General features: G+C 30.8%; 22 protein-coding genes and 1 riboswitch. Of the genes, 16 read left to right on the top strand and 6 right to left on the bottom strand.

All coding sequences use genetic code 11. The features are described from left to right. Positions 1-21: 21 nt before the first annotated feature. From argC to PZA12_RS21905, 5 genes are all read right to left on the bottom strand, one after another. A complete protein-coding gene (argC, locus tag PZA12_RS21925; protein ID WP_103697920.1) occupies positions 22-1,056 on the bottom strand; it encodes an N-acetyl-gamma-glutamyl-phosphate reductase in 1,035 nt (344 codons plus the stop codon). Positions 1,057-1,380: 324 nt separating this feature from the next. After that, positions 1,381-2,766 (bottom strand): argininosuccinate lyase, encoded by a 1,386-nt coding sequence (gene argH / locus PZA12_RS21920; protein WP_077843319.1) that lies wholly within the window; start codon positions 2,764-2,766, stop codon positions 1,381-1,383. Further along, the gene (locus tag PZA12_RS21915) at positions 2,766-3,989 is read right to left on the bottom strand and encodes an argininosuccinate synthase (RefSeq protein ID WP_077838346.1); all 1,224 of its coding nucleotides are present in this window, start codon (positions 3,987-3,989) and stop codon (positions 2,766-2,768) included. The genes argH and PZA12_RS21915 overlap by 1 nt, the downstream gene beginning before the upstream one ends. Positions 3,990-4,332: 343 nt before the next feature. Next, positions 4,333-4,713, bottom strand: coding sequence for a DUF4363 family protein (locus PZA12_RS21910; protein WP_077843318.1), 381 nt, complete (start codon positions 4,711-4,713; stop codon positions 4,333-4,335). Then, positions 4,710-5,408: a DUF421 domain-containing protein gene (locus PZA12_RS21905; RefSeq protein WP_077843317.1), complete on the bottom strand. Its 699-nt coding sequence runs from the start codon at positions 5,406-5,408 to the stop codon at positions 4,710-4,712. Before PZA12_RS21905 ends, PZA12_RS21910 begins: the two co-directional genes overlap by 4 nt. 393 nt (positions 5,409-5,801) lie before the next feature. On the opposite strand from PZA12_RS21905, the gene PZA12_RS21900 reads away from it, so the two are divergent. From PZA12_RS21900 to sdaAA, 9 genes are all read left to right on the top strand, one after another. Continuing rightward, on the top strand, positions 5,802-7,457 hold the full coding sequence (locus PZA12_RS21900) for a nucleoside kinase (protein WP_103697921.1): 1,656 nt from the start codon (positions 5,802-5,804) through the stop codon (positions 7,455-7,457). Positions 7,458-8,109: 652 nt separating this feature from the next. Continuing rightward, on the top strand, positions 8,110-8,823 hold the full coding sequence (locus PZA12_RS21895) for an MIP/aquaporin family protein (protein WP_017211153.1): 714 nt from the start codon (positions 8,110-8,112) through the stop codon (positions 8,821-8,823). 85 nt (positions 8,824-8,908) lie between these two features. After that, positions 8,909-9,466, top strand: coding sequence for a glycerol-3-phosphate responsive antiterminator (locus PZA12_RS21890; protein ID WP_017211152.1), 558 nt, complete (start codon positions 8,909-8,911; stop codon positions 9,464-9,466). A gap of 292 nt (positions 9,467-9,758) precedes the next feature. Then, positions 9,759-11,258, top strand: coding sequence for a glycerol kinase GlpK (glpK, locus tag PZA12_RS21885; RefSeq protein WP_077843314.1), 1,500 nt, complete (start codon positions 9,759-9,761; stop codon positions 11,256-11,258). 304 nt (positions 11,259-11,562) lie between these two features. After that, positions 11,563-12,990, top strand: coding sequence for an NAD(P)/FAD-dependent oxidoreductase (locus tag PZA12_RS21880; protein ID WP_077309416.1), 1,428 nt, complete (start codon positions 11,563-11,565; stop codon positions 12,988-12,990). A gap of 17 nt (positions 12,991-13,007) precedes the next feature. Then, entirely contained in the window at positions 13,008-14,261 is a 1,254-nt protein-coding gene (locus tag PZA12_RS21875) for an NAD(P)/FAD-dependent oxidoreductase (RefSeq protein ID WP_012060663.1), read from the top strand. A gap of 1 nt (position 14,262) precedes the next feature. After that, a complete protein-coding gene (locus tag PZA12_RS21870; RefSeq protein WP_103697922.1) occupies positions 14,263-14,616 on the top strand; it encodes a DUF1667 domain-containing protein in 354 nt (117 codons plus the stop codon). A gap of 280 nt (positions 14,617-14,896) precedes the next feature. Then, entirely contained in the window at positions 14,897-15,577 is a 681-nt protein-coding gene (gene sdaAB, locus PZA12_RS21865) for an L-serine ammonia-lyase, iron-sulfur-dependent subunit beta (RefSeq protein ID WP_103697923.1), read from the top strand. 2 nt (positions 15,578-15,579) lie between these two features. Next, complete coding sequence (gene sdaAA, locus PZA12_RS21860; protein ID WP_103697924.1) at positions 15,580-16,458, top strand: L-serine ammonia-lyase, iron-sulfur-dependent, subunit alpha; 879 nt, start codon at positions 15,580-15,582, stop codon at positions 16,456-16,458. 454 nt (positions 16,459-16,912) lie between these two features. Here the strand turns inward: sdaAA and PZA12_RS21855 are convergent, their stop codons facing one another. Further along, positions 16,913-17,197 (bottom strand): putative quinol monooxygenase, encoded by a 285-nt coding sequence (locus PZA12_RS21855; RefSeq protein WP_103697925.1) that lies wholly within the window; start codon positions 17,195-17,197, stop codon positions 16,913-16,915. Between the two features lie 406 nt (positions 17,198-17,603). Between PZA12_RS21855 and PZA12_RS21850 the strand changes: the two genes are divergently transcribed. The 7 genes from PZA12_RS21850 (at position 17,604) to thiC (ending at position 25,927) form a co-directional block, all read left to right on the top strand. Beyond that, positions 17,604-18,293, top strand: a complete 690-nt coding sequence (locus PZA12_RS21850) for a response regulator transcription factor (protein ID WP_103697926.1) — start codon at positions 17,604-17,606, stop codon at positions 18,291-18,293. Then, complete coding sequence (locus PZA12_RS21845; protein WP_103697927.1) at positions 18,290-19,846, top strand: sensor histidine kinase; 1,557 nt, start codon at positions 18,290-18,292, stop codon at positions 19,844-19,846. Before PZA12_RS21850 ends, PZA12_RS21845 begins: the two co-directional genes overlap by 4 nt. 280 nt (positions 19,847-20,126) lie before the next feature. Beyond that, positions 20,127-21,131: an FAD:protein FMN transferase gene (locus tag PZA12_RS21840; protein WP_077843301.1), complete on the top strand. Its 1,005-nt coding sequence runs from the start codon at positions 20,127-20,129 to the stop codon at positions 21,129-21,131. Positions 21,132-21,559: 428 nt separating this feature from the next. Continuing rightward, entirely contained in the window at positions 21,560-22,804 is a 1,245-nt protein-coding gene (locus PZA12_RS21835; RefSeq protein ID WP_103697928.1) for a 4Fe-4S binding protein, read from the top strand. 65 nt (positions 22,805-22,869) lie between these two features. Next, positions 22,870-22,980, top strand: a riboswitch (TPP riboswitch). Positions 22,981-23,169: 189 nt separating this feature from the next. Beyond that, a complete protein-coding gene (gene thiW, locus PZA12_RS21830; protein ID WP_103697929.1) occupies positions 23,170-23,709 on the top strand; it encodes an energy coupling factor transporter S component ThiW in 540 nt (179 codons plus the stop codon). Positions 23,710-23,739: 30 nt separating this feature from the next. Next, positions 23,740-24,546: a bifunctional hydroxymethylpyrimidine kinase/phosphomethylpyrimidine kinase gene (thiD, locus tag PZA12_RS21825; RefSeq protein WP_103697930.1), complete on the top strand. Its 807-nt coding sequence runs from the start codon at positions 23,740-23,742 to the stop codon at positions 24,544-24,546. Between the two features lie 70 nt (positions 24,547-24,616). Further along, positions 24,617-25,927, top strand: coding sequence for a phosphomethylpyrimidine synthase ThiC (gene thiC / locus PZA12_RS21820; RefSeq protein WP_103697957.1), 1,311 nt, complete (start codon positions 24,617-24,619; stop codon positions 25,925-25,927). Positions 25,928-25,991 lie beyond the last annotated feature (64 nt).

The raw sequence follows: 25,991 nt of genomic DNA, 5'->3' as shown, positions 1-25,991 counted from the left end.
ATTACTTAAAAATGATATGAATTAAAAAGCTGGTGCAATTAGATTTAAACCTTCCGATTCATCAAAACCTAAAATTATATTCATGTTTTGAATTGCTTGTCCGGCAGCACCTTTAATCATGTTATCTATAGTACTAACAATAATAATTTGATCTTCTCTATGATTTAAGTGTAAAGATATATGACAATCGTTTGTTAATCGTACGTTTTTTATTGAAGCTGTATCACCAAGCGGAAGTACATTTACGAAAGGTTCATCTTTATAAAATTCTGTATATAGTTTATGAATTTCTTCAAGATTTACTTTATCTCTTGGGATACAGTAAATTGTTGAAACTATTCCTCTATTAATTGGAAGTAGGTGAGGAGTGAATGTTACATTTACTTTATCTTCTGCCATAGCAGATAATGTTTCCTCGATTTCAGGTGTATGTCTATGAGCACCTACTTTATATGGAGCAAAAGTTTCATTTTCTTCTGGAAAGTGAGTATTTAAAGTTAATCCTCTTCCAGCGCCTGTAGTTCCAGATTTAGAATCACAAATAATATTATCTAATTTTATTAATGAATTTTTAAGTAACGGCATTAGCCCTAATTCTATAGTTGTTGGATAACAACCAGGGTTAGCAACTAAAGAACATTCTTTGATCTTATCTCTATTTAATTCTGGAAGTCCATAAACACTATCTGTATGTATTTCAGGTTGTGTGAATTTTTTTCCGTACCACTTTTCATATTCTTCTTCGCTAGATAATCTAAAATCAGCACCCATATCAATGCAGATCTTCTTGTTGTCTAGAGCTTTTTTAGCAATATCTTCACTTAATCCATGAGGTAGGGCGGTGAAGATTACATCACACTTTTCAACAACATCATGTGCAGACTCACAAATTAGATTTGTTTTGCTTAAAAAATTTTTATATATATTGCTAATCTCTTGCCCCTCAAAAGAAACTGAACTTAAAGCTGCAACTTCAACCTTTGGGTGAGATAATAATAATCTTAAAAGTTCAGCGCCTACATATCCTGTGGCACCAATTATTCCGATTTTAACCAATTTTAAATAGCCCCCTTGTTTATTTGATTATTGCAAAATAATATTATTGATTTTTGTATGTTAATTCTTAACTATAGTATTTCAATTGTCTATAAAATTTCGTGTTAGAAATTTCATAGACAATTGAAAGTTTTTATGAAGTAGAACTTGATTCAGATGGGGATTTCCATCTGAATCTTAGTTAAACCTATACCTCAAGGGATATTAATATACACTTAAGGAGTATTTAGTCTAAGACTTAGCAGCCGTTATCTGAGAATGTTACGGCTGCTATTATTACAAGGAAAAAAATATTAAATTTTTTCTTTATAATTACTAGTCTTATTAAACTTCTTTATTTTCTGCTATAAAATTTTTTAATGCTTCAATTTGAATTTTCACTGATTCTGTAGAAGGACCGCCTATAACTTTACGCTCTTCTACGCAAGTAAGTAAATCTATAGCGTGGTAAATATCTTCCTCAAATGTAGGAGAGAAGTTCTTAAATTCTTCCATAGTTAATTCTTCAATCATCTTGTTATCTTTAATACATTGAAGGACTATTTCTCCGACTACTTCATGAGCATTTCTAAATGGCATACCTTTTTTTACTAAGTAGTCAGCTACATCAGTAGCGTTAGTAAATCCAAGACCAGCACCTTTTCTCATATTTTCTTTCTTAACTTTCATTGTTTTAATCATTCCACAGAAAGTTTTAAGTGAAAGAACAACTGTATCTAATCCATCAAATAGAGCTTCTTTATCTTCCTGCATATCTTTATTATAAGCGAGAGGAATTCCTTTCATAACAGTAAGTAAAGTCATAAGGTCTCCATAAACTCTACCAGTCTTACCTCTAACTAGTTCTGCAACATCAGGATTCTTCTTTTGAGGCATAATACTGCTTCCAGTGCTATAACCATCATCAAGTTCGATAAAGCTAAATTCATTAGTACACCAAAGAATTATTTCCTCTGAAAATCTTGATAAATGCATCATTATCATTGAAAGACAAGAAAGTGTTTCAATAGCATAATCTCTATCAGAAACAGAATCTAAACTATTTAGTGTAACCTTTGAAAAACCAAGATCGCGAGCAACAGATTCTCTATCAATAGGGTATGTGGATGTTGCTAGTGCTCCAGATCCAAGTGGCATCTCATCAACACGTTTATAGCAATCAGAAAGTCTTCCTAGATCTCTTTTAAACATTTCAGCATAAGCTAAAAGGTGATGAGCGAATGTAATCGGCTGAGCCTTTTGCATATGAGTATACCCAGGCATTATTGTACCTATGTTTTCATTAGCTTTTTCCAAAAGAACTTCTTCTAAAGCTATGATATCTTGTTGTAATGACTTTATAGCTTTCTTTAAATATAATCTTAAATCTAAAGTTACTTGGTCATTTCTGCTTCTTCCAGTATGAAGCATTTTTCCATATTCACCAATGTAATATGTCAAAGTACCTTCAACAAAACTATGAATGTCTTCAGAAGTTTCATCAATTTCTATAACTCCATTATCCATTCTTTTTAATATTTCTAGAAGACCAGAAGTAATCCTATCACTAGCTTCCTTAGAAATTATATTTTGATTTCCAAGCATGGAAGCATGAGCTAGACTGCCTTCAATATCTTCTCTATACATTCTGCTATCAACATTTATAGAAGAATTAAAATCATTAACTAATTTGTCAGTGCCTTTTTTGAATCGTCCGCCCCAAAGCTTCATTACATTTCCTCTTTCTTAATTTTTTCTTGCATTTTAGCTTTTACAACTGTTGGAAGACCGTATAGATTAATGAATCCAGCAGAGTCCTTTTGATCGTATACTCCATCTTCTCCGAAAGTTGCATATTCTTCACTATATAGTGAGTATGGGCTAGTCATGCCGGCATTGACAATATTTCCTTTGTATAATTTTAATTTTATTTCTCCTGTAACTGTTTCTTGAGTTTTATTAATAAATTCAGTTAATGCTTCTCTAAGAGGAGTAAACCATTGACCGTTATATACTAAATCAGCAAACTTTAAAGCAATTTGCTCTTTATAGTGAGCTGTTTCCTTGTCTAAGCAAAGTTCTTCTAGATCTTTATGTGCTTTATAAAGAATAGTTCCACCTGGAGTTTCATAAACACCTCTTGATTTCATACCAACAAGTCTGTTTTCTACCATGTCAGTTATACCAATAGCATTTTCTCCACCAATTTTGTTTAATTCATCTAGTAATTCAACGCTGTTCATTTTTTTACCATTTAAAGCAACGGCAATTCCGTTTTTAAACGATAATGTTATATAAGTTGCCTCATTTGGAGCTGCCTCTAAAGTTTTGCAAAGTTCTAAAATTTTATCATATTGTGGTTCATTTTCAGGAAATTCTAAATCTAAACCTTCATGGCTTAAATGCCAAATGTTTTTATCTTTGCTGTAATTTGTTTCACGGTTGATTTTTAATGGAACATTTTTAGCCTCTGCATAATCTATTTCATCTTCTCTTGATTTAATATCCCAAATTCTCCATGGAGCAATTATTGGCATTTCTGGAGCAAATGCTTTAACTGCCATTTCAAATCTTACTTGGTCATTTCCTTTACCTGTGCATCCGTGACAAATTGCATCTGCTCCTTCTGCTTTAGCAATTTCAACTAACCTTTTTCCGATTATTGGTCTAGCAAATGAGGTTCCAAGAAGATATTTACCTTCATATATAGCACCAGCTTGAATAGTAGGGAAGATATAATCATCAACGAACTCTTGAGTTAAATCTTCAATATATAATTTTGATGCTCCTGTTTTTATTGCTTTTTCTTCTAATCCATCAAGCTCGTCCTTTTGCCCTACATTTCCGCATACAGCAATTACTTCGCACCCGTAATTTTCTTTAAGCCATGGGATAATAATTGATGTATCTAGTCCTCCTGAATAAGCTAAAACTACTTTGTTATATTTTATCATTTTAAAAGCCCTCCTAAATAATCATATAAAATGCATAAACATACATGCAATGCTATTTTCTCGAATATAATCAATAAATTAATCTAATTTATAATGCCTAACTGATGTTTATAATTATACAGTTTTATAAAAGAATAATCAAGTGTAAAATGAAAAAATATTCATAAAAATATTAAAAATATGCATTAAAAAATAAAGTTTATGCAGAAAAACAATAATTTATGCAAATAACACTAGGTTTTATGCATAAATTATTGTGGTGCATAATTCTGCAAATAAAATGAATGCTTATATATGCGGAATTTATGTATGATACAATAAAAGTTCGCATGTCAAAGTTCTATTAGAAAATATTCTCGAAACTTGGAGCTTGTAACTTCTTTAGATGATCAGTATTATGCTTTACTAAATGCAGGGATGTATGCGCTTCAGTTGAATCTTTATGAACAAGATATGTAGATAACTTTAAAGCCTCATTTAGCAAATTATCAAATTCTTGATGACTAAGATAAAGAGATGTTAAAACATTATTATCTTGAATAGTATTTAATAATTCAAGAGATTGATAATAGGCATCCTCCATTTTGTCACTCGCAATATTAAGTTCGATATCTTCAGTTTGCATTTCAATTTTATCGCATAAGCTAATGACAGACTTATTTAAAAAATATACGCAGGACATAGTTAGGAGAAACAAAAGTATTGATATTATAGCATTTCTCATTTCGTATCCTCCTTTTCGTATTTATCAAAAAGTTGATATTTAAATTTACCTTCTGTATCATATAAAGCAATAAGAACATGCTTTATTGATTTAATATTGTGCTTTTTAAGTAGATTAGATATCCATTCTTCATCTTTATTCATGGAAGTTAGTGAGTTTTTATTTACTTCACCATCAGAAATTAATACTTTTGGTAATTTTGCTTCAGTGTTTTGAGCAGTATTTCCTGAATTTGATGCATTAGAAGAATTATAATCTGTTGGTAATATAGATATTTGACCATCATTCTCTAAAATTGCATATTGAATTTCATCAAGATTAAAATAATTGGCAAGTCGTAACTCTTCTAGTAACTCATCTATATTTAATTGTTGCTTTTTTAGCGTTGAGTAATTAATTTTCCCTTTATGGACTAATATGCAAGGCTCTCCATCTACGAGCTTTCGGGTATATTGAAATTTCAATCCTATTTGTGTTAAAAGTGTTTTTAAAAATAGCAATGTTATAATTGGTATAATACCTAATAATAATGGCAGCCTTGTGTCTTGCATTGGCAATGATGCTAAGTCTGAAATCATAATAGTTATTACAAATTCATAAGGCTGAAGTTCTCCTATTTGCCTTTTTCCCATTAACCTCATGGTTAATACAACCAACAAATATAAAATAGCAGTTCTGATTGATACTACAAACATTAAAAAATCACCTCGAAAATAATATTTGCAAAAATAAAATTAATATACACACCATAGAAAAAAGCAGCTATGCTGCAATTAAGATCATTTCACCATAGAAAAAAGCAGCTATGCTGCAATTAAGATCATTTCACCATATAAAAAAGTAGTTATGTTAAATAAGTACATTTCATGGTAAGTTTGGAATGTCTATTTTATTTTATAGACTTAATAAAAAAGTTTATCTTTTTTGGAAATAGTGTATATAATATATTTGAAATGATTATTATGGTACCCAAATATTTGAATACAATTAGAATAAGAGACTTTGCAGAGACGGGAAGCTTAATTTTCAAATTGTGGAATTAAAATCTAAAGGGATAATCAAATTATAGAAAGAAAGGTTTGAATAGTATGGAGTGTAGAGGGATTGAATTTAAAGATAAGAAAATTAAAGCTAAAAAAGGACTGACTTTTTATGAATTAATTATGGGTAATTACAAAGATAGGGTTAAAGATATAGCTATATGCAAATTAAATGGAAGGTATTGTGAATTAACTGAAGTAATAGAGGATGATGGGGAAGTAGAATTAATAGGCTTTGATACAGAACTTGGAATGAAAATATTCACAAGAACTTTACAGTTTATATTTATAAAGGTAGCATTGGATTTATTTCCAGAATCAAAGATAACAATAGACCATGCTATAAGTAAGGCAGTATATGGAGAAGTTCATAAGGAAAATCCATTAAGTAAAGGTGAAATTGATAAGATAAAGGTTAAGATGCAAGAAATAATAGATAGAAATGTACCAATTAAGAGTATGAGAACGTCAAAAGAAGAAGCTATTAAGATTTTTGAAGGATATAAGATGGACGATAAAGTTAAGCTTTTAAAGTATTGTGATATAAAGCATGTTCATCTTTATGAGCTTGAAGGAAGGTACGATTATTTTTATGGTCCTATGGGATATTCAACAGGCATCATAAATAAATTTGATGTATTTAAGTATGAATCAGGATTCATTTTACAGAGGCCAGAAGAGACTAATCTAAGTGAATTAGCTGAATTTAGAGAAGAGAAGAGCTTAACAAAAATTTTCATAGAGACTCAAAGATGGCTAAACATTTTAGGAATCGAAGATGTCGGGACTCTAAATGAAAAAGTGCTTAACAATGAATTAAGAAATATAATTATGGTTTCAGAGGGGCTTCATGAAAAGAAAATAGCTAATATAGCTGATGATGTTTTAGATAGAAAAGATGTAAAAATCATACTTATCGCTGGCCCATCATCCTCAGGAAAAACTACTTTTGCGAATAGGTTAAGTATACAATTGAGAGTGAATGGATTAATACCTATACCATTGTCTTTGGATAACTATTTTGTAAATAGAGAAGAAACGCCGAAAGATGAGAATGGAGATTATAACTATGAATCAATTGATGCATTGGACTTGAGTTTGTTGAATGATAATTTGGAAAGGTTAATGAGTGGAGAGGAAGTGGATCTTCCTACTTATAATTTTAAAACTGGGAAAAAAGAATGGAATGACTATAAAGTTAAATTACCTAAAAATGGAGTTTTGATACTTGAGGGGATACATGGTTTAAATCCAAATTTAATTTCAAGCAATTTAAATAGGAATGTATTTAAAATATATATATCAGCATTGACACAGCTAAATATAGATAATCATAATAGAATTTCTACAACAGATGTACGAAAGGTGAGAAGAATAGTTAGAGATTCATTATCAAGAGGATATAAGGCGGAAGAAACTTTAAAAATGTGGAAATCTATAAAGAAAGGAGAAAAAAATAATATATTTGTTTATCAAGAAGGTGCGGATGTAGCATTTAATTCTACATTGGTTTATGAACTCGGCGTTTTAAAGCCATATGCATTAAAAGAGCTAGATGAAATAACGGAAGAAAGTTCAGTTTATTCAGAAGCTATAAGATTAAAATCGTTTTTGAACTTTTTCAAAGAGATTAATGTTGATGAAGTGCCAAAGAATTCTCTGTTAAGAGAATTTATCGGAGGATCAGCTTTTTATGAATATTAAATTAAGTATGTTATTTCACTAATATTATTATATAGAACTATAGATAAATTTGAACATTTATCTATAGTTCTTGTGTTCTTAAGATAAATTTATAATAGATAAAATATTAACAATGTTTGATTGTAAAAATAAGGATTAAAAGAAGAAAATAAGAAACAATAATTAGGTATGAAATAAGATGCATTGGCAGTCAAGTAATTAAGAATGAATGAGCAAATAATATGTATTGATTTTAATTGTTATATTATTAACTAAGCTTGACACTATAAAGTAAATATGTGATACTAAATCTAACAAGAAAACAATTACATTGCAGTTCTGAAAAAATTTTAGAAATGTAGGCTATAGAGAAATAGAGAATAAAGCCACATAAAACTAAGTTTACTTAAGAAATCTTATGATTACCAAGTAAATTTAAAACTTATGTTTTAAACAGTTAGAAATATATGATTGTTTAAAATGTAAGGAGTTTTATGTGGCTATACTTATGGCCAAAATTACTGGATGTACATTGATTTAAAACTTTTAAATTAAATTAGTCATACTAAAATAAATTATGAATATTATGTAATGTGTTGTTTTCTGGTAATATTAACCGTTCTAAAATGTTAAAAAATAAACAAGTATTGTGAAGTAGAAGGGAGATAATGTTATGACAATTTTTTTCGCAGAATTAGTAGGTACTTTATTACTTATTCTATTAGGTGATGGTGTTGTAGCCAATGTCGTATTAAAAAAATCAGGTGGATCAGGAGCAGGATTAATAGTAATTGCAATAGGATGGGCTTTTGCGGTAGGAATTCCAGCATTGATTTTTGGAAGTTATAGTGGGGCTCATTTTAATCCAGCATTAACAATTGCGTTAGCAGTAATAGGTAAAGTAGCATGGGCTCAAGTTCCGATTTATTTAGCTGGACAATGTATTGGTGCATTTTTAGGAGCAGTTTTGGTATTTATTGTTTATAATGATCAATTTAAAGCTACTGAAGATAAAGGAAGCAAACTTGGTGTATTTTGTACAGGCCCTCAAGTAAAGAATACTTCAATTAATTTTATAACTGAGCTTGTAGGAACATTTGTACTAGTTTATGCAATTTTAGGAATGGGAGATCAAAATCTATCAAATGGAATGGGAACATTGTTTGTAGCATTTTTAATTTTGGCTATTGGTGTAAGTTTAGGAGGCCCAACAGGATATGCAATTAATCCAGCAAGAGATTTAATGCCAAGAATCGCACATGCAGTATTACCTATACCTGATAAGGGAGATTCTAATTGGGGATATGCATGGATTCCTGTTGTTGCCCCAATTGTAGGAGGAACTTTAGCTGCATTATTTTATGTAATGTTACATGGAATATTATAAAAGTTAATTAATAGTTAGAATTGACAGAGACAAACAACTATGTAATACTAAGAATAAAAAAGAAAACAATTACATGGGAGGGCCAATGAATATAAAAGAGTTATTAGAAGAAAATCCAATTATAGCAGCAGTAAAAAATGAAGAACAATTAAATCAGGCGTTAGATTCAGAAGCTCAAGTTATATTTGTTTTATTTGGAGATGTAATGAATATTAAAGAGATAAGTGAAATTATAACATCTAGAAATAAAATAGGAATAATCCATATAGATTTGGTTGAAGGATTTACGAATAAGGAAATTGTTGTAAAGTATATTAAAGAAGAAACTAAATTTAGTGGAATAATAAGTACAAAGCCACAAGTTGTAAAACTAGCAAAAAAGTATAATTTATTAGGAGTTCAAAGGGTTTTTATATTTGATACACTTTCTTTAAACAATGTAAAAAGCCATATGATTTCTGAATGCGATGCAATAGAGGTACTTCCAGGAATAATTCCAAAGGTAATTGAAATCATTTCAAAGTATTCTAGCAAACCAGTTGTTGCTGGGGGGCTAATTGAAACTAAGGAAGAGGTAATGCAGGCATTAAATTCAGGAGCAACATGCGTATCTACAACTAAAAAAGAAATTTGGAATATGTAGGCTGAAGAGAATTAGAGAATAAAGCCACATAAAACTGAATTTACTTGGGAAACACTTAATGGACTGAGTAAATTTAAAATTTGTACGAGGCAGTAAAAATAAATATTATTGCTTCTGTATAAATGGATGTTTTATGTGGCTTTAATTGCCGCTAAAATTACGTCTAGAACACTAACTCAATTTTTTTAGGTCAACTATTTGTTAAATTCATTTCCTAAAATATAAATAATAAATTTAACCTTTTCTAGGTAAATATTAGAATATATAAATATTAGAAAGCAGGGTGTTTTGTATGAAAAAATATATAATAGCATTAGACCAAGGAACTACAAGTTCAAGAGCGATAATCTTTGATAAAGAACAAAATATATTAGGAGTAAGTCAAAAAGAATTTACTCAAATTTATCCAAACCAAGGATGGGTTGAACATAATCCTCTAGAAATATGGGCAAGCCAATATGGAGTGTTACAAGAAGTTATTGCAAAAACTAATATAACTCAAGAAGAAGTAGCTGCCATAGGAATTACTAACCAAAGAGAAACAACAATAGTTTGGGATAAAAATACTGGAGAACCAGTATACAATGCAATAGTATGGCAATGTAGAAGAACAGCAGGTATAATAGAAGAACTCAAACTAGACAAAGAATTTAGTGAATATGTAAAAGAAAATACAGGATTACTTTTGGATGCATATTTTTCAGCAACTAAAATAAAATGGATATTAGACAATGTGGAAGGTGCTAGAGAGAGAGCAGAAAAAGGTGAATTATTATTTGGTACAGTAGATACTTGGTTAGTGTGGAAACTTACAAATGGTAAGGTTCATGTAACAGATTATACTAATGCTTCTAGAACAATGCTTTATAATATAAAGGAATTAAGATGGGATGAAAAAATCCTAGAAAAGCTTAACATTCCAAAATCAATGTTACCAGAAGTTAAAAATTCATCAGAAGTTTATGGATACACAAATCTTGGAGGAACAGGAGGCGTTAGAGTTCCAATAGCAGGTATGGCAGGCGATCAACAATGCGCTCTATTTGGACAAACTTGTTTTGAAGAAGGTAGTGTTAAAAATACTTATGGAACAGGATGCTTCTTACTTATGAATACAGGAGAAAAAATGATTCATAGTAAAAATGGATTAGTAAGTACTATTGCAGTTGGTATAGATGGAAAAGTACAATATGCATTAGAAGGTTCAGTATTTGTTGGTGGTGCCGTTATTCAATGGATTAGAGATGAACTTAAGTTAGTTACTGATGCAGCAGATACAGAGTACTTTGCACAGAAAGTAGAAGACAATGGTGGAGTATATGTTGTTCCAGCATTCACAGGACTTGGTGCTCCATATTGGGATATGTATGCAAGAGGTGCCATTTTCGGACTTACAAGAGGTGCTAATAGAAATCATATAATAAGAGCTGCTCTTGAATCTATTGCATATCAATCTAAGGATCTTATAGATGCAATGCAAGAAGATGCAGGATGTACATTAACAAGACTTAAAGTTGATGGTGGAGCAAGTAGAAATAATTTATTAATGCAATTCCAAGCTGATATAACAGGGGCAGAGGTTGTAAGACCTATTATAACTGAAACAACAGCTCTTGGTGCAGCATATTTAGCAGGACTTGCTGTAGGTTTCTGGCAATCAAAAGAAGAAATCGCTGAAAAGTGGGCTGTAAGTCAGTCTTATTCTCCAAACTTAGCAGAAGAGAAGAAGGAAAAATTATATAAAGGATGGAAAAAAGCAGTTAAGAGAGCAGAAGGATGGGAAGAGGAATAGAATTATATTTCAATAAGTGTTTATTATTCCAAATTAGTCTAAGTTAATCACAAGATTTGAGCATTATAATGTACCCTAAATGTTGATGACATCTAGGGTACATAGTTTAAAATGGTATTTTAAAATAAAGTAAAATTGAAAATTCAGAGTAAATAGTAGACAAGTATACATTTACATGATATAATGTATATATAATTTAAAATAAATGCTGAGAGAATATAGAGTCAAGCATGAAAACGTTGGTGGATTACACCTTGTTTTTAGCTTGACTTTTTTTATGCGCTATTAATAAGGAGGATGTAATATGTATGATGTAGCAATAATTGGATCAGGGGTTATTGGAAATTCTATTTTTAGGGAACTAACTAAGTATAATTTAAAAGTAGTTGTTTTAGAAAAAGAAAAAGATGTATCGATGGGAACAAGCAAAGCAAATTCAGCAATAGTTCATGCTGGATATGATCCTAAAGAAGGTACTTTAATGGCAAAATATAATGTAGCTGGAAATGAGATGTTTGAAGATCTTTGCAAAGAGTTAAGTGTACCTTTTAAGAGAAACGGATCTCTGATAATAGCTTTTAACGATGAAGATATGAAAACAGTACAAGCTCTTTATGAAAATGGAACAAAAATAGGCGTAAAAGATTTACAAATTTTAAGTAAAGAACAGGTTCTAGAAAAGGAACCAAACCTTAATCAAGAAATTTTTGGAGCTTTATATGCACCAACTGGTGGTATAGTAGGTCCGTTTGAATATACAATTGCACTAGCAGAAAATGCAGTAGCTAATGGAGGAGAAATTAAGCTAGAAAAAGAAGTTGTTGCAATAGAAAAAAATGATACATTCAAAATTACAACTAAAGATGGAGAAATAATAGAATCAAAATTTGTAATAAATGCAGCTGGACTTTATGCAGATAAAATTCATAATTTAGTTTGTAAGGAAAGCTTTAAGATAGTACCAAGAAGCGGAGAATACTTTGTAATGGATAAAACTCAGGGAAATGTAGTTAGCCATACAATATTCCAATGTCCATCAAAACTTGGAAAAGGGGTTTTAGTTACTCCAACTGTTCATGGAAATTTATTAGTTGGACCTGATGCCAGAGATATAGAAGATAAAGGCGATGTTGGAACACTAGCAGAAGGATTAAATGAAGTAAGAGACGCTTCAATGCGTACAACTAATAAAGTTAATTTTAGAGAAATAATAAGGAGCTTTGCAGGTCTTCGTGCTAATCCAGATACAGGTGATTTTATAGTAGAAGAAAATGATGAAGTCAAAGGTTTCATAGATGTTGCAGGAATGAAATCACCTGGCCTTTCTTCAGCACCAGCTATAGCTCTTGATGTTGTAGAAATATTGAAAGAAGCAGGATGTAAGTTAGATAAAAAATCAGACTTTAAGGCAAAAAGAGAACAAATTCATTTTATGGAATTATCAGCTAAAGAAAAAGCTGAATTAATAAAGAAAAATCCGCAATATGGAAGAATGGTTTGCAGATGTGAAAGCATAACAGAAGGTGAGATTGTAGATGCAATAAAGAGAAGTATAGGAATACCATCCTTAGATAGTATTAAAAGAAGATGTAGACCAGGAATGGGAAGATGTCAAGGTGGATTCTGCGGACCAAGAGTTCAGGAAATAATAGCAAGAGAATGTAATGTCCCACTTGAAGATGTAGTTCAAGAAAAATCAGGTTCATATATATTATTAGGTAAGACAAAATAGAAGGATGAGGTGTTATTATGAGTTATGAATTAATAGTAGTAGGTGGAGGACCAGCTGGTCTTGCAGCAGCATATGAAGCATATAATAGTGGAATTAAAAAAATATTAATTTTAGAAAGAGATAAAGAATTAGGTGGTATATTAAATCAATGTATTCATAATGGTTTTGGACTTCATACTTTTAAGGAAGAGCTTACAGGACCAGAATATGCAGGAAGATTCATTGAAATGATTCAAGATACTAATGTTGAAGTTAAACTAGACACTATGGTATTAGAAATCGGAAAAGATAAAACTGTTTATGCAATAAATACAGAAGAAGGATATATGGAACTTAAGGCTAAAGCTATAATTCTTGCAATGGGTTGTAGGGAAAGAACTAGAGGTGCTATAAATATTCCTGGTGATAGACCAGCGGGTGTATTTAATGCAGGTGCAGCGCAAAGATATATAAATGTAGAAGGATATATGCCTGGTAAAGAAGTCCTTATTTTAGGATCAGGAGATATTGGACTTATAATGGCTAGAAGAATGACTCTTGAAGGAGCTAAAGTTAAAGCTGTAGTCGAATTATGTCCATATTCAAATGGATTAAATAGAAATATAGTGCAATGTTTAAATGATTATGATATTCCTCTATATTTATCACACACAGTTGTAGATATTGTAGGAGATAAGAGACTTGAAAAAGTAGTAATAGCAGAAGTAGATGAAAATAAGAGACCTATTAAAGGAACTGAGAAAGAATTTGATGTAGATACACTACTACTATCAGTTGGATTAATTCCAGAAAATGAAATATCATTTAATGCCGGACTTGAACCTGATAGAAGAACTAATGGTTTAATTGTTAATGAGAGTATGGAAACTTCAGTAGAAGGAATATTTGCATGTGGTAATGTAGTTCATGTCCATGACTTAGTTGATTTTGTAACTCAAGAGTCAAAACATGCAGGTTTCTCTGCTGCTAAATACATTAAGGGTGAACTTAAGAAAGACAAATATGTAAACATAATAAATGGTGCAAATATAAATTATACAGTACCACAAAAAGTTAATGCAGAAGCTGTTGATGATAAACTAACTGTATTTATGAGAGTAAATAACATATATCATAATAAGGCATTAGTTGTAAGATGCAATGATGAAGTTATAGCTAAATTTAAAAGAGCTCACTTAGCACCATCAGAAATGGAAAAGGTAGTTTTAAGTAAGGTGCTATTAGAGAAAGTTAAAGGTGATATAACAATATCATTAGAGGATGGTGAATAAAATGGAAAAAGAATTAATTTGTATATGTTGCCCTAAGGGATGTCATTTAAAAGTAGATGCTGAAAATAAAAGTGTACAAGGTAATGGCTGTAATAGAGGTATTGAGTATGGAATAAATGAAGTTACAAACCCAGTAAGAGTAATAACTTCAACTGTTAAAGTAGACAATGGAGAATTACCAGTAGTACCTGTTAAAACAAATAATCCAATTCCTAAAGGACTTAATTTCAAATGCATGGAAGAAATAAATAAAGTAACAATAAAGGCTCCTGTTAAAATAGGAGATGTTGTAATAAAAGATGTTCTTGGAACTGGTGTAGATATAGTTGCGACAAGAAATATACATCAAAAGTAGAAACTAATGAAAGTTTGGTTAAAGCATCATCAATATTTAATATTGATGATGCTTTTATTATGGATTATATTTTAGAAATCACATATTCTAACAATAACTAGATTTAAAATTCCAGCAGGTTAAGTGCTAAATCACTATTAATATGTAGAAACTAAATTGAAACATATATATGTAATCAAATTTATGATATTATTTAGATAGAAAAAGCTAGGGTACAAATATATTAATAAAGAAAAACTAATGATATATATAATAAATAAAAGGGAGGATATTTCTCACAATGAAAGGGATAGGAGTTTTCGATATTTTGGGTCCTATTATGATAGGACCCTCAAGTTCACATACAGCAGGTGCAGCGAGGCTTGGGAAGATAGCAAGAAGTATAGCAGGTGGAGATGTATCAGAGGTGACATTTTTACTACATGGTTCATTCGCTAAAACATATAAAGGGCATGGAACAGATAGGGCTTTAGTTGCTGGTATCTTAGGAATGGAACCAAGCGATGAAAAACTTAGATATTCTATGGATATAGCAAAAGAAAAAGGTGTTAAATTTTCATTTAAGGAAGCAGAATTAGGGGATGTTCATCCTAACACAGTAAAATTCATTATAAAAACAGTTGATGGGAAGTACTGCGAAGTTATGGGATCATCAATTGGTGGTGGAAATATTCAGGTTATAGAAGTTAATAATAATAAGGTTGATTTTACTGGAATGTATGAAACTTTAATAATAGCTCATAAAGATGCGCCAGGGGTAATTAATAGTGTTACAAGTATATTATACAGCGAAAATATAAATGTAGCTTTTATGAGAGTTTTTAGGCAACAAAAAGGGCATGAAGCTATAATGATTTTTGAGATGGACAATAAAGTGAATAATATTTTAATAGAGAAAATTAAGAAAATAGAATTAGTACATAATGTAATTTCAATAAGCCCAGCAAAGGAAGGTGAATAATAATGTTTGCAAAAACAGGTATGGAATTGTTAGAAATATGTGAAAAACATAATATTTCATTAAGTGAATATGCAATAAGATATGAAGTAGAAGAAAAAGGATTGTCAAGAGACGAAGTAATAGAGAAAATGAGGAAAAATTTGAGTGTTATGATCTCGGCTGCTAATGAGGCAATGGAGAAAGAAGTTTATTCTGTTAGCGGATTAATCGGTGGAGATGCTTTTAAGATACATAATTATGCTAGTAGAGGAAAAACCTTAACAGGTGATGTAACTAATATAGCTATGGCTATGGCACTTTCTTCATCCGAGGTTAATGCGTCTATGGGTAAGATAGTTGCATGTCCAACAGCTGGTTCTTGTGGAATATTGCCAGCAGTAATTTTAAGTGCTGGAGAAAAACTTGGATTAGATGAAGAAGGACTTATAAATGGATTATTTGCCGCAGCTGCTGTAGGAATGATTATTGGATTAAATGCAACACTAGCAGGAGCAGAAGGTGGATGTCAGGCGGAATGTGGGTCAGCTTCTGCAATGGGAGCAGCTGCTGTTGTTGAGATGATGGGAGGAACTCCTGAGATGAGTTTAGATGCAGCAGCCATAGTAATTAAAAATGTACTTGGCCTTGTTTGTGATCCAGTTGCGGGCCTTGTTGAAATACCATGTGCCAAGAGAAATGCACAAGGAGCAATAACTGCTTTATGCATGGCAGATATGGTAATGGCAGGTGTAGCTTCAAAAATACCATTTGACGATACGGTAAGTGCTATGTATAAGGTAGGAAAAAGCTTGCCAGAATCACTTAGAGAAACAGCTTTAGGTGGAATAGCTGTAACTAAAACAGGACTAAAACTTAAAGAACAGGTATTTGGAAAGAAATAATGCACATATTAAAGTATTGTACAGAACTTAAAGTAAATTGATAAACAATCGAAATAGAATACATGTATTCTGCTTCTTTATTTATCCATAACTTCAACTACTTAACATATGCCTTTGGTTATTTCGAATATAGATACCGAACATAAAGTAAAATATATATTTTTAATTATAGTTTACACTAGAAAGGAAGGTCATTCTTTTGTAGAAGTGTTGCATTGAGTTTTTAGCTGTAGATATTTCATTAGTAGAAGTTGTTTCATTTATTGCTTGTCACGAGCTTGCCTCGGGAGCATGCAGAAATGGTGCAACTTCTTCTAATGGAAATTCACAGCTAAATACTCCAGCAACCTGGAACAAATGAATGATCTTTCTTTCGGTATTTACATATATAACTTTAAGTTTACTTAAGGTATCTAGTGACTAATAATACCTTAAGAAGATGTCGTTGGGATTTTTATATTTCTTTGTATAAATTTACTTCTCCATTGCCTACACGAAGCTCACCTAGTAAAGGAACTATTCTTGTAAAATGCTCACTGTTGTTATGCAAATTAATTGCTTTTTCGTCTTTCCATTCTTCTATAAATGTGAATATAGAACTATCATTAATATCTTGAAACAATCCATATGAGATACAGCCTTCTTCTTCTCTACTTTTATCAACTAACTCTTTCGCAAGGCTTAGATATTTTTCTGTTTGTTCATTTTTAATAACACTTTTGGCCACTATTTTTATCATATTAATCCTTCTTTCTATAATATTTATTAAAATTAGTATATCACTTAATTAAGAAATATTTTAACTTTATTAGTAATAGATGATATAGAAGAATTTAGTACATATATAAACTTACTATAACATGTTGCAATAATAAAATTTCATTTAAAGCTCTAGTAATCTAAGGAATTGATTAAGGCCAGAATGCAGAAATTTAACTAGAATAATATATGCAAATTTCTTAATTTATTGTTCCAGTATATGAATTTGTATATAATTAACTATAAAATTACTAAACTAACTATAGTATAATATGTTGAAATAAACTATCTATAAAGATTTATAAATAATTTTGATTACAATTTATTGACTTAAAGCACGTTTGAAGTTGAGAAAAGCTATTTTATTAATAGAGGAGATGAATTTAATGAACTTAGGAGTAAGAAATCAGATTACTATTCTTATAGTTGATGATGAAAAAAGTATAGTGGACTTTATTAAAATGGGGTTGGAAGCTGAAGGTTATTTAGTATATGAGGCGTATGATGGGAATGAAGCGATCGAGCTAGCAAGTAAAATAAATCCTAATATAGTGATATTGGATATTATGTTGCCAGGAATGGATGGATATGAGGTATGTTCAATTATTAAGAAGTCTATAAAAACATCAGTGATTATGCTAACAGCATTAGATGAAGTTGATGATAAGGTAAAAGGGTTGGATATTGGAGCTGATGATTATATGGCAAAACCTTTTAGCTTCAAGGAGCTTTTAGCACGCATTAATGCTAGGATAAGAAATAGTTTTCCGGAGTTAAGCGATATTATTAATATAGGAAATTTTAAAGTGGATGATAAAGCTCATGAAATAACTTATCTTGAAAAAGTATTAGAGCTACCTCCAACGCAATACAACTTGTTGAGTTTTTTACTTATGAATAATGGAATAGCATTGAGCAAATCGCTTATACTTGAAAAAGTATGGGGATATGATTTTAATGGAGAAGATAATATTGTTGAAGTATATATAAGGTACTTAAGAGATAAAATTGGAGACAAAGATCATAATATCATTAAAACTGTCCGCGGTGTTGGATATAAGATGGTGGCACAATGAAAAAATTAAGAAATAAATTGAAAATAAAGAGTTTGAAATGGCAGTTGTTATTTAGGTTTCTTGTGATATTAATCTTATTATTGGCAATCATGGGACTTTTTCAGTATATAAGTATGAAAAATTATTTATACAAAACAAAGGTGCAAGTACTTCATGAGAGGTTTCATAATCTAGACTTTAAGAAAATGTCAAAAGAAAATATGGAGGACATAACTGAAAGTGATACTAAAGAAATTTTAAAGAATTTATGGGATAAAAATATGAGTGTAGCTCTAATAAATAAAAATGGAGAGCTGTTAGGTCAAAGAAGCAATATAGATACACCTAGAGATGATGATGACGGTGACGATGATTCAAAGGAGCTAGATGAACGAAAGAGGAAAGAGATACCAGTACCAGTGCTTTCTAGAGAGAAATATATAGAGATTTGCAATGAACAAGGGAATTTAGAACATACATATGAAGTAGTAAGAGATGAAAACAATAATTATCAAATGGTTGCATGGATAAAAGTTGGGGATTTAGATACACCATCAGGGTTAATACAGTTGAGTACACCAATAGACGATATTACAAGTATCTTAGATAGGCAAGAGTATGTGCATATTGGTCTTTCAATTATGATTCTCATAGTGGGAACAATACTTGGAATCACTATTTTTAATCGAACATTGAAGCCGTTATATAAGATAACTGATACTGTGGAAGGAATAAGTGTAACTGATCTGCATACAAGACTAACGGAAGAAAGTGGTCAATTAGAAATTAATAGATTATCAAAATCCTTTAATATTATGCTTGAAAGAATAGAGACGTCATTTGAAAAGGAACAGCTTATCAAAGAAAAAATGAGACGATTTGTATCTGATGCATCACATGAATTACGTACACCACTAACTTCAATTCATGGTTTTGTTGAAGTATTATTAAGAGGGGCAGCAAAAAATCAGGAAAAATTAGATTTGGCTTTAAACAGCATATTGATGGAAAGTGAAAGGCTTGCAAAACTGGTAAATGATCTTTTAATATTAACTAGGTTAGATCAGCAGCCAGTTGTTGAAATAAAAAAGGAGAATTTGAATGATGTTATAAATGAAATAATTCCTCAACTGCAGATACTTTCTAAGGATAGAACTTTAAATATAGAGTTGAAGGATTATATAGATGTATATATAAATAAAAATCAAATTAAGCAGGTCATATTCAATATGGCTCAAAATGCTGTAATTCATACTGATAAAGAAAAAGGCGTTATAACAATTTCTATAGGTATAGAAGATTACAAAAATAAAACCTTTGCGGTTTTGAAGATATCTGATAATGGAACTGGAATACCTAAAGAGCATTTAGATAAAATATACGATAGATTTTTCAGAAGTGATTCTCACAGAGCTAGGGAACGAGGGGGATATGGATTGGGTCTTTCTATAGTAAAATCAATAATTGAGAGCAATCGTGGAAAAATAAGAGTAGAAAGTGAGCTTGGAGTTGGGACATCATTCTCAATATATTTAAAATTAGAAAATAAGGCAGATGGATTTGATGTTTCTTGATTGTGCCTAAATAAGAAAAGATGTTACAAGATAGATTGATCATATTATTTTGTAACATCTTTTTTAGTATAATTCTTTATTCTATTGATTAAAATATCAACGCATCTTTAGTTTAAGACATCGCTAAGAAAATCTAGGTGAGTAATCTTAAATAGTTCTCAGCAAATTCTAAGCTTTAACTAAGGATACATTAAGACTTTTTTGTTATAATTCCAACAATGAGGAAATTTATATATTTTAGGCGGTGAATATTATAAGTAGGGTAATAATTTTTATATTAATGGTTGTGATAATAACAGTTGTTTTATTTTTTGTACTTGTGACTGGTAAAATTGAAAAACATGAAGTTGCTAAGAGTAGTTATGCTCTTGGAACTTTGATCAACTTAATAGCAAATGGAAATAAAGCTAAAGTAGCAATAGATAAAGCGCTAGAAAGGTTAAACCAAATTGATGCTAGAATGTCAGCTTTTAAAGAAAGTAGTGATATATCAAAAATAAATTTTAATGCAGGAAATAAGGGAGAGAAAGTAAATAATGATACTTATTTTGTAGTTAAAAAAGCCATAGAATACAGTAGAATTTTAGAAGGTACTTTTGATCCAACAATAAGACCATTAGTAAAGTTATGGAGCATAGGTACAAAAGAAGAACGAATTCCGGAAAAATCTAAAATAGAGAAGGTATTAAAACTTATAAATTATAATGATGTTATTTTTGATGACAAAAATAATTTAATAATGCTAAAACATGATAAACAGGCTTTAGATGTCGGAGGTATTGCAAAAGGATTTGCGGCTGATGAAGTAAGAGATATTTTTTATCAGCATAATATTAAAAGTGCATTAATTGATTTAGGTGGAAACATTTTTGCTCTTGGAAGTAAGGAAGACGGTTCAGCTTGGAAAGTTGGAATTCAAAATCCATTTAAGCCTAGGGGAGAATTTATAGGAATATTAAGCGTAAAAAATAAATCAATAGTAACCTCAGGTAATTATGAAAGATATTTTATAAAGGATGGAAAAAAATTTCATCATATAATTGACCCTAAAACAGGATACCCATCTGAAAGTAAAATTATAAGTGCAACTATTATATCAGACAATTCAATCGACGGAGATGGCTTGTCAACTGGTGCTTATATAATTGGTATTGATAAGGCTATGAAGATTATAGAGACTATAGAGGGGATTGACGCTATATTTATTACAGAAGATAAGAAAATATATAAAACATCAGGTATTGATGAAAGTATTTTTACATTAACAGATAGTGAATTTTTTTAGATAATGTGTCCGGAGCTAAATATAGAAGTAAGGGCATAATTTAGGCAATAGGAAAGCTTTAAATCAAGCAAAATGATAAGAAGAGATAATACAGATTGAAACAAACCTCGTTAAGTTGGAATATAAGATATTAACAGGGATAAATTCAATCTGTACTATCTTTTTTTATTTAGATTTTTCTAACCATTTATTTTTTTCCTTAATTCTAAGATGTTTTAATTGACATTTCTCAGCGAATTCTCAGTTTAGATTAAGGGAGCATTAAGGTTCTATTGATATAATTCACTTAATCAAAGAAATTGCAATAGCAGATAATGAAGTGAAAATAATATTTCTATTAGAAATTAATTGGAAAAATGTGATTAATGATAATTAACATAAAAGTTTATTATTGCTAAATATAGAGAGTTAGAAAAGGGGAAAGAAATATGGCAAGTAAAATAAAGAAATCGCAGATTATAAGGCATATTATACAATTGATTGCATTTATTCTGTTACCAGGCCTTTATTCAATGACATTCAGTGAAGTAAAAACTGTATATCAAATGATTATCAATGGTAATTTTAACTTTTTGGAAGCATTACCAAGCTTAATAGAATTTATAGCTATTATGCTTTTGACTATAGTATTAGGAAGATGGTTCTGCGGTTGGATATGTGCATTTGGTGCATATAATGACTTAATATATTTTATATCAAAAAAAGTATTCAAAATAAAATTTAGAGTAGATGAAAAAGTTGATTCTATACTTAAGTATTTCAAATATGTAGTATTACTTTTTATAATAGCTATTTCATGGACTATGGGAAGCAGTATACTGGAAAGCACAAGCCCTTGGGATGTATTTGGTCAAATAACTGATGTATCTACTATTTTTTCGAGTTTACTTGTTGGATTGATATTTTTAATATTAATCACAATAGGAGCAGCGTTTATTGAGAGGTTTTTCTGCAGATATCTATGTCCTTTAGGGGCAATATTCTCTATTATTTCTAAGATTGGAATAGTTAAGCTTAATAAGCCAAAAGCTGATTGTGGTAAATGTAGAGCTTGCACAATGAATTGCTCAATGGGATTACCGCTCTATAAGGTAGATTGTGTCAAAGGTGGAGATTGTATAAATTGCTTAAAATGTACTGAAGTATGTTACAGAAATAATGCTAATGTAAATGTACTTGGAAGAGATTTAGATGCTAAGTTAACAGGATCAGTAGCTATGGCTACATTTTTAGGTATATATGGACTTACTAACTTCGCCGGCAATGCAGTAACTAAATCTGGAATCGTAACTAAGAGTAATGAAGTTTCAAGCAATATAAATTCACAAACTGAAGCTGCACCAGAAAGTTCAAAATTAAATCAAGAAACTACAAGTTCAAATACAGTTCAAAATAATGCAAGTGAATATAAAGATGGGACATACACAGGAAGTGGAACAGGCTATAGAGGAGGAACAACTAAGGTCTCTGTAACTGTGTCGAATGGGAAAATATCAAGTATACAAGCTATATCTAATCAAGATACTCCAAAGTTTTATCAAAGAGCAGAGGGAACTATAATTAAGAGCATAATTTCAAAACAATCAACATCAGTAGATACTGTATCTGGTGCAACTTATAGTTCGAAGGGTATCATGAGTGCGGTAACAAATGCTTTGAATAAAGCAAAATAATAAAATATACTTGACGTTTGAAACTTAATGGTATAACCTTTAAATTGTGAAAGAAAATTTTATAATTGAATAACTAGGGGAGCTAATATTTTGGCTGAGATTGGAAAGATTGATTTCCTAGACTCTTATAACCTGATTTGGATAATACCAGCGTAGGGAAGTATATTAATATTATTTGTGTAAGTATTGATATGATTTGTGCATAATTTATTGATGTATCCCTTGTGGATACATTTTTTTTATGCAAAATAATTAACTTCTTTTAAGGTTAATCAATTTAAACGTCATTGTAAAGGTGATTTAGCAAATTTATTTCACATTAAAAAGTAAGTTTATTGATTTTATTATTAAAGGAGTGATTTTTAATGAAAGAAAAGAGTAAAGCACAGAAGATGGCACTAAGTGGTGTATTAATCGGTATTTCTGTTATTTTTGGAACATTTTCAATACCGATTGGAGCTGCTAAAATATCTCCAATACAACATTTCGTAAATGTAGTTGGAGCAATAACACTTGGGCCATTATATGCTCTTATGAATGCATTTGTGACATCTCTAATAAGAAATTTCATGGGAACAGGAAGTTTATTGGCTTTTCCAGGAAGCATGGTAGGAGCATTGCTTGCAGGAATTCTTTATAAAAAATTTAGAAAGCCGGGTATTGCAGTAATTGGAGAAATAATTGGAACTGGAATATTAGGAGCATTATTAGCTTATCCTATAGCTACAATGGTGTTAGGAAAACAAGTTGCGGTTTTTGTATATGTTGTTCCGTTTATATCAAGTTGTAGTGTTGGAGCGATTATAGCTTACTTTTTTATAAAAGTTCCTGTCATTAAAAAAATACTAGTAGATAATGAGTTTCAAGTAAAAAGAGAGGAAACTAATAACATAGATAAGATTTAAATGAAATATTACAGGTGAAAGGATGAGTTTATGTTTAGAGCATTAACTATTGCAGGATCAGATACTTGTGGAGGAGCAGGAATTCAAGCGGATTTAAAAGCTTTCTCAGCAAATGGAGTATATGGGATGAGTGTTATCACAGCGGTAACGGCTCAAAATACTATGGGGGTTTTTGGAATTCAAGATATAAATCCTGAAATGATTGAATCTCAGATAGATGTTATTTTTGAAGATATAAGAGTAGATGCTATAAAAATAGGAATGGTTTCTAAAATTGAATCTATAAAAGCTATATCAAAATCTTTGAGAAAAGTTGGTAAGCTACCAGTGATAGTTCTAGATCCAGTTATGATTTCTAAAAGTGGATTTAATCTGTTATCGAAGGATTCAAAAGATACTTTAGTTAAGGAATTATTTCCATTAGCAACATTAATAACTCCTAATTTACCAGAGGCAGAAGAAATTTTAGGGATGAAAATAGAAAACTTAGATGAAATGAAGGAAGCGGCCTTGAAACTTAAAGAATTTGGTCCGAAGGCAGTTTTAGTTAAAGGAGGGCATTTAGAAGGGGAAGCAACAGACTTGTTATATGATGGAAATAACTTTCTTGTTCTAAAGCAAGAAAGAATAAATACTACTCACACTCATGGAACAGGATGTACTTTATCTTCAACTATAGCAGCAAATTTAGCTAAGAATATGACAATAGAGGAAGCGGTTAGAAGTGGTAAAGAATATATAACATGTGCAATCGAACATGGTTTTGAGCTTGGTAAAGGTGTAGGACCTACTAACCATTTTTACGAGCTATATAAGAAAGCAGGAATGATTGAATAATACTATAGAACTCAAGTTAAATTTTATAACTAATAAATTAAATAATAATGGTATGAGGAGAGGGAAAGAAATGAATTATAAAACACAAATGGAAGCAGCTAAAAAAGGTATAGTCACAAAGGAAATTAAAATAGTAGCGGAAAAAGAAAGAATTTCAGAAGAAAAATTAATGAAACTTGTTGCAGAAGGTAAAGTGGCTATACCGGCCAATATCAACCATAAATCACTTAGCCCTGAGGGGATTGGTGATGGATTAAGAACAAAGATAAATGTAAACTTAGGGATATCAGGAGATTCGGTTGATTATTGCAGAGAGATGGAAAAAGTAAAAATGGCAATTGATTTTGGTGCGGAAGCAATAATGGATTTAAGTAATTACGGGAAGACTCAAGAGTTCAGGGAAAAGCTTATAGAATATTCTCCAGCTATGATAGGAACAGTTCCTATGTATGATGCAATTGGATACCTTGAAAAAGATCTTTTAGATATAAAAGCTAAAGATTTTCTTGACGTGGTGTTAGCTCATGCTAAAGCTGGGGTAGATTTTGTTACTATTCATGCAGGAATAAATAAAAGAACAGTTTCGCTATTTAAAGAAGATAAGAGAAGATTAAATATAGTATCAAGAGGTGGGTCATTACTATTTGCGTGGATGGAGATGACAGGAAATGAGAATCCATTTTATGAATACTATGATGAATTACTTGATATACTAAGAGAATATGATGTAACAATAAGTCTTGGAGATGCTATGAGACCTGGCTGTATTGATGATTCAACAGATGCTGGACAAATTACAGAACTTATAGAGTTAGGATTATTAACAAAAAGAGCTTGGGAAAAAGATGTACAAGTTATGATAGAAGGACCAGGTCATATGGCAATGAATGAGATTGCAGCTAATATGCAAATTGAAAAAAGATTATGCCATGGGGCACCTTTCTATGTACTAGGCCCTCTTGTTACAGATATTGCACCGGGGTATGATCATATAACTTCAGCTATTGGTGGAGCTATTGCAGCAACACATGGAGCTAATTTCCTTTGCTATGTAACACCAGCTGAGCATTTAAGACTTCCTGATTTATCTGATGTTAGAGAAGGAATTATCGCATCTAAAATTGCAGCTCATGCAGCAGACATTGCTAATGGACTTCCAGGGGCTAGAGATAGAGATAATGCAATGGCAGATGCTCGTCAAAAACTTGATTGGGAAGAGATGTTCAAGATTGCTATTGATGGGAAAAAGGCTAGAGAATATTTTGAAAGTGTACCACCAGAAGATATGCATAGCTGTTCTATGTGCGGAAAAATGTGTGCAGTAAGAACAACTAACAGAATTTTAAATGGTGATAAAGTGGAGCTTCTCGACCAGAAATAAGATTTACGTGAATTATAATTATCTGTGTTGCAATTAAATTTCTATAGTATTATTTTAATTGAGA

The organism is Clostridium beijerinckii, from assembly GCF_036699995.1.
GTDB lineage: Bacteria > Bacillota > Clostridia > Clostridiales > Clostridiaceae > Clostridium > Clostridium helianthi.
The sequence above is the reverse complement of the archived record's forward strand: the minus strand, read 5'-3'. Positions and strand labels throughout refer to the sequence as shown.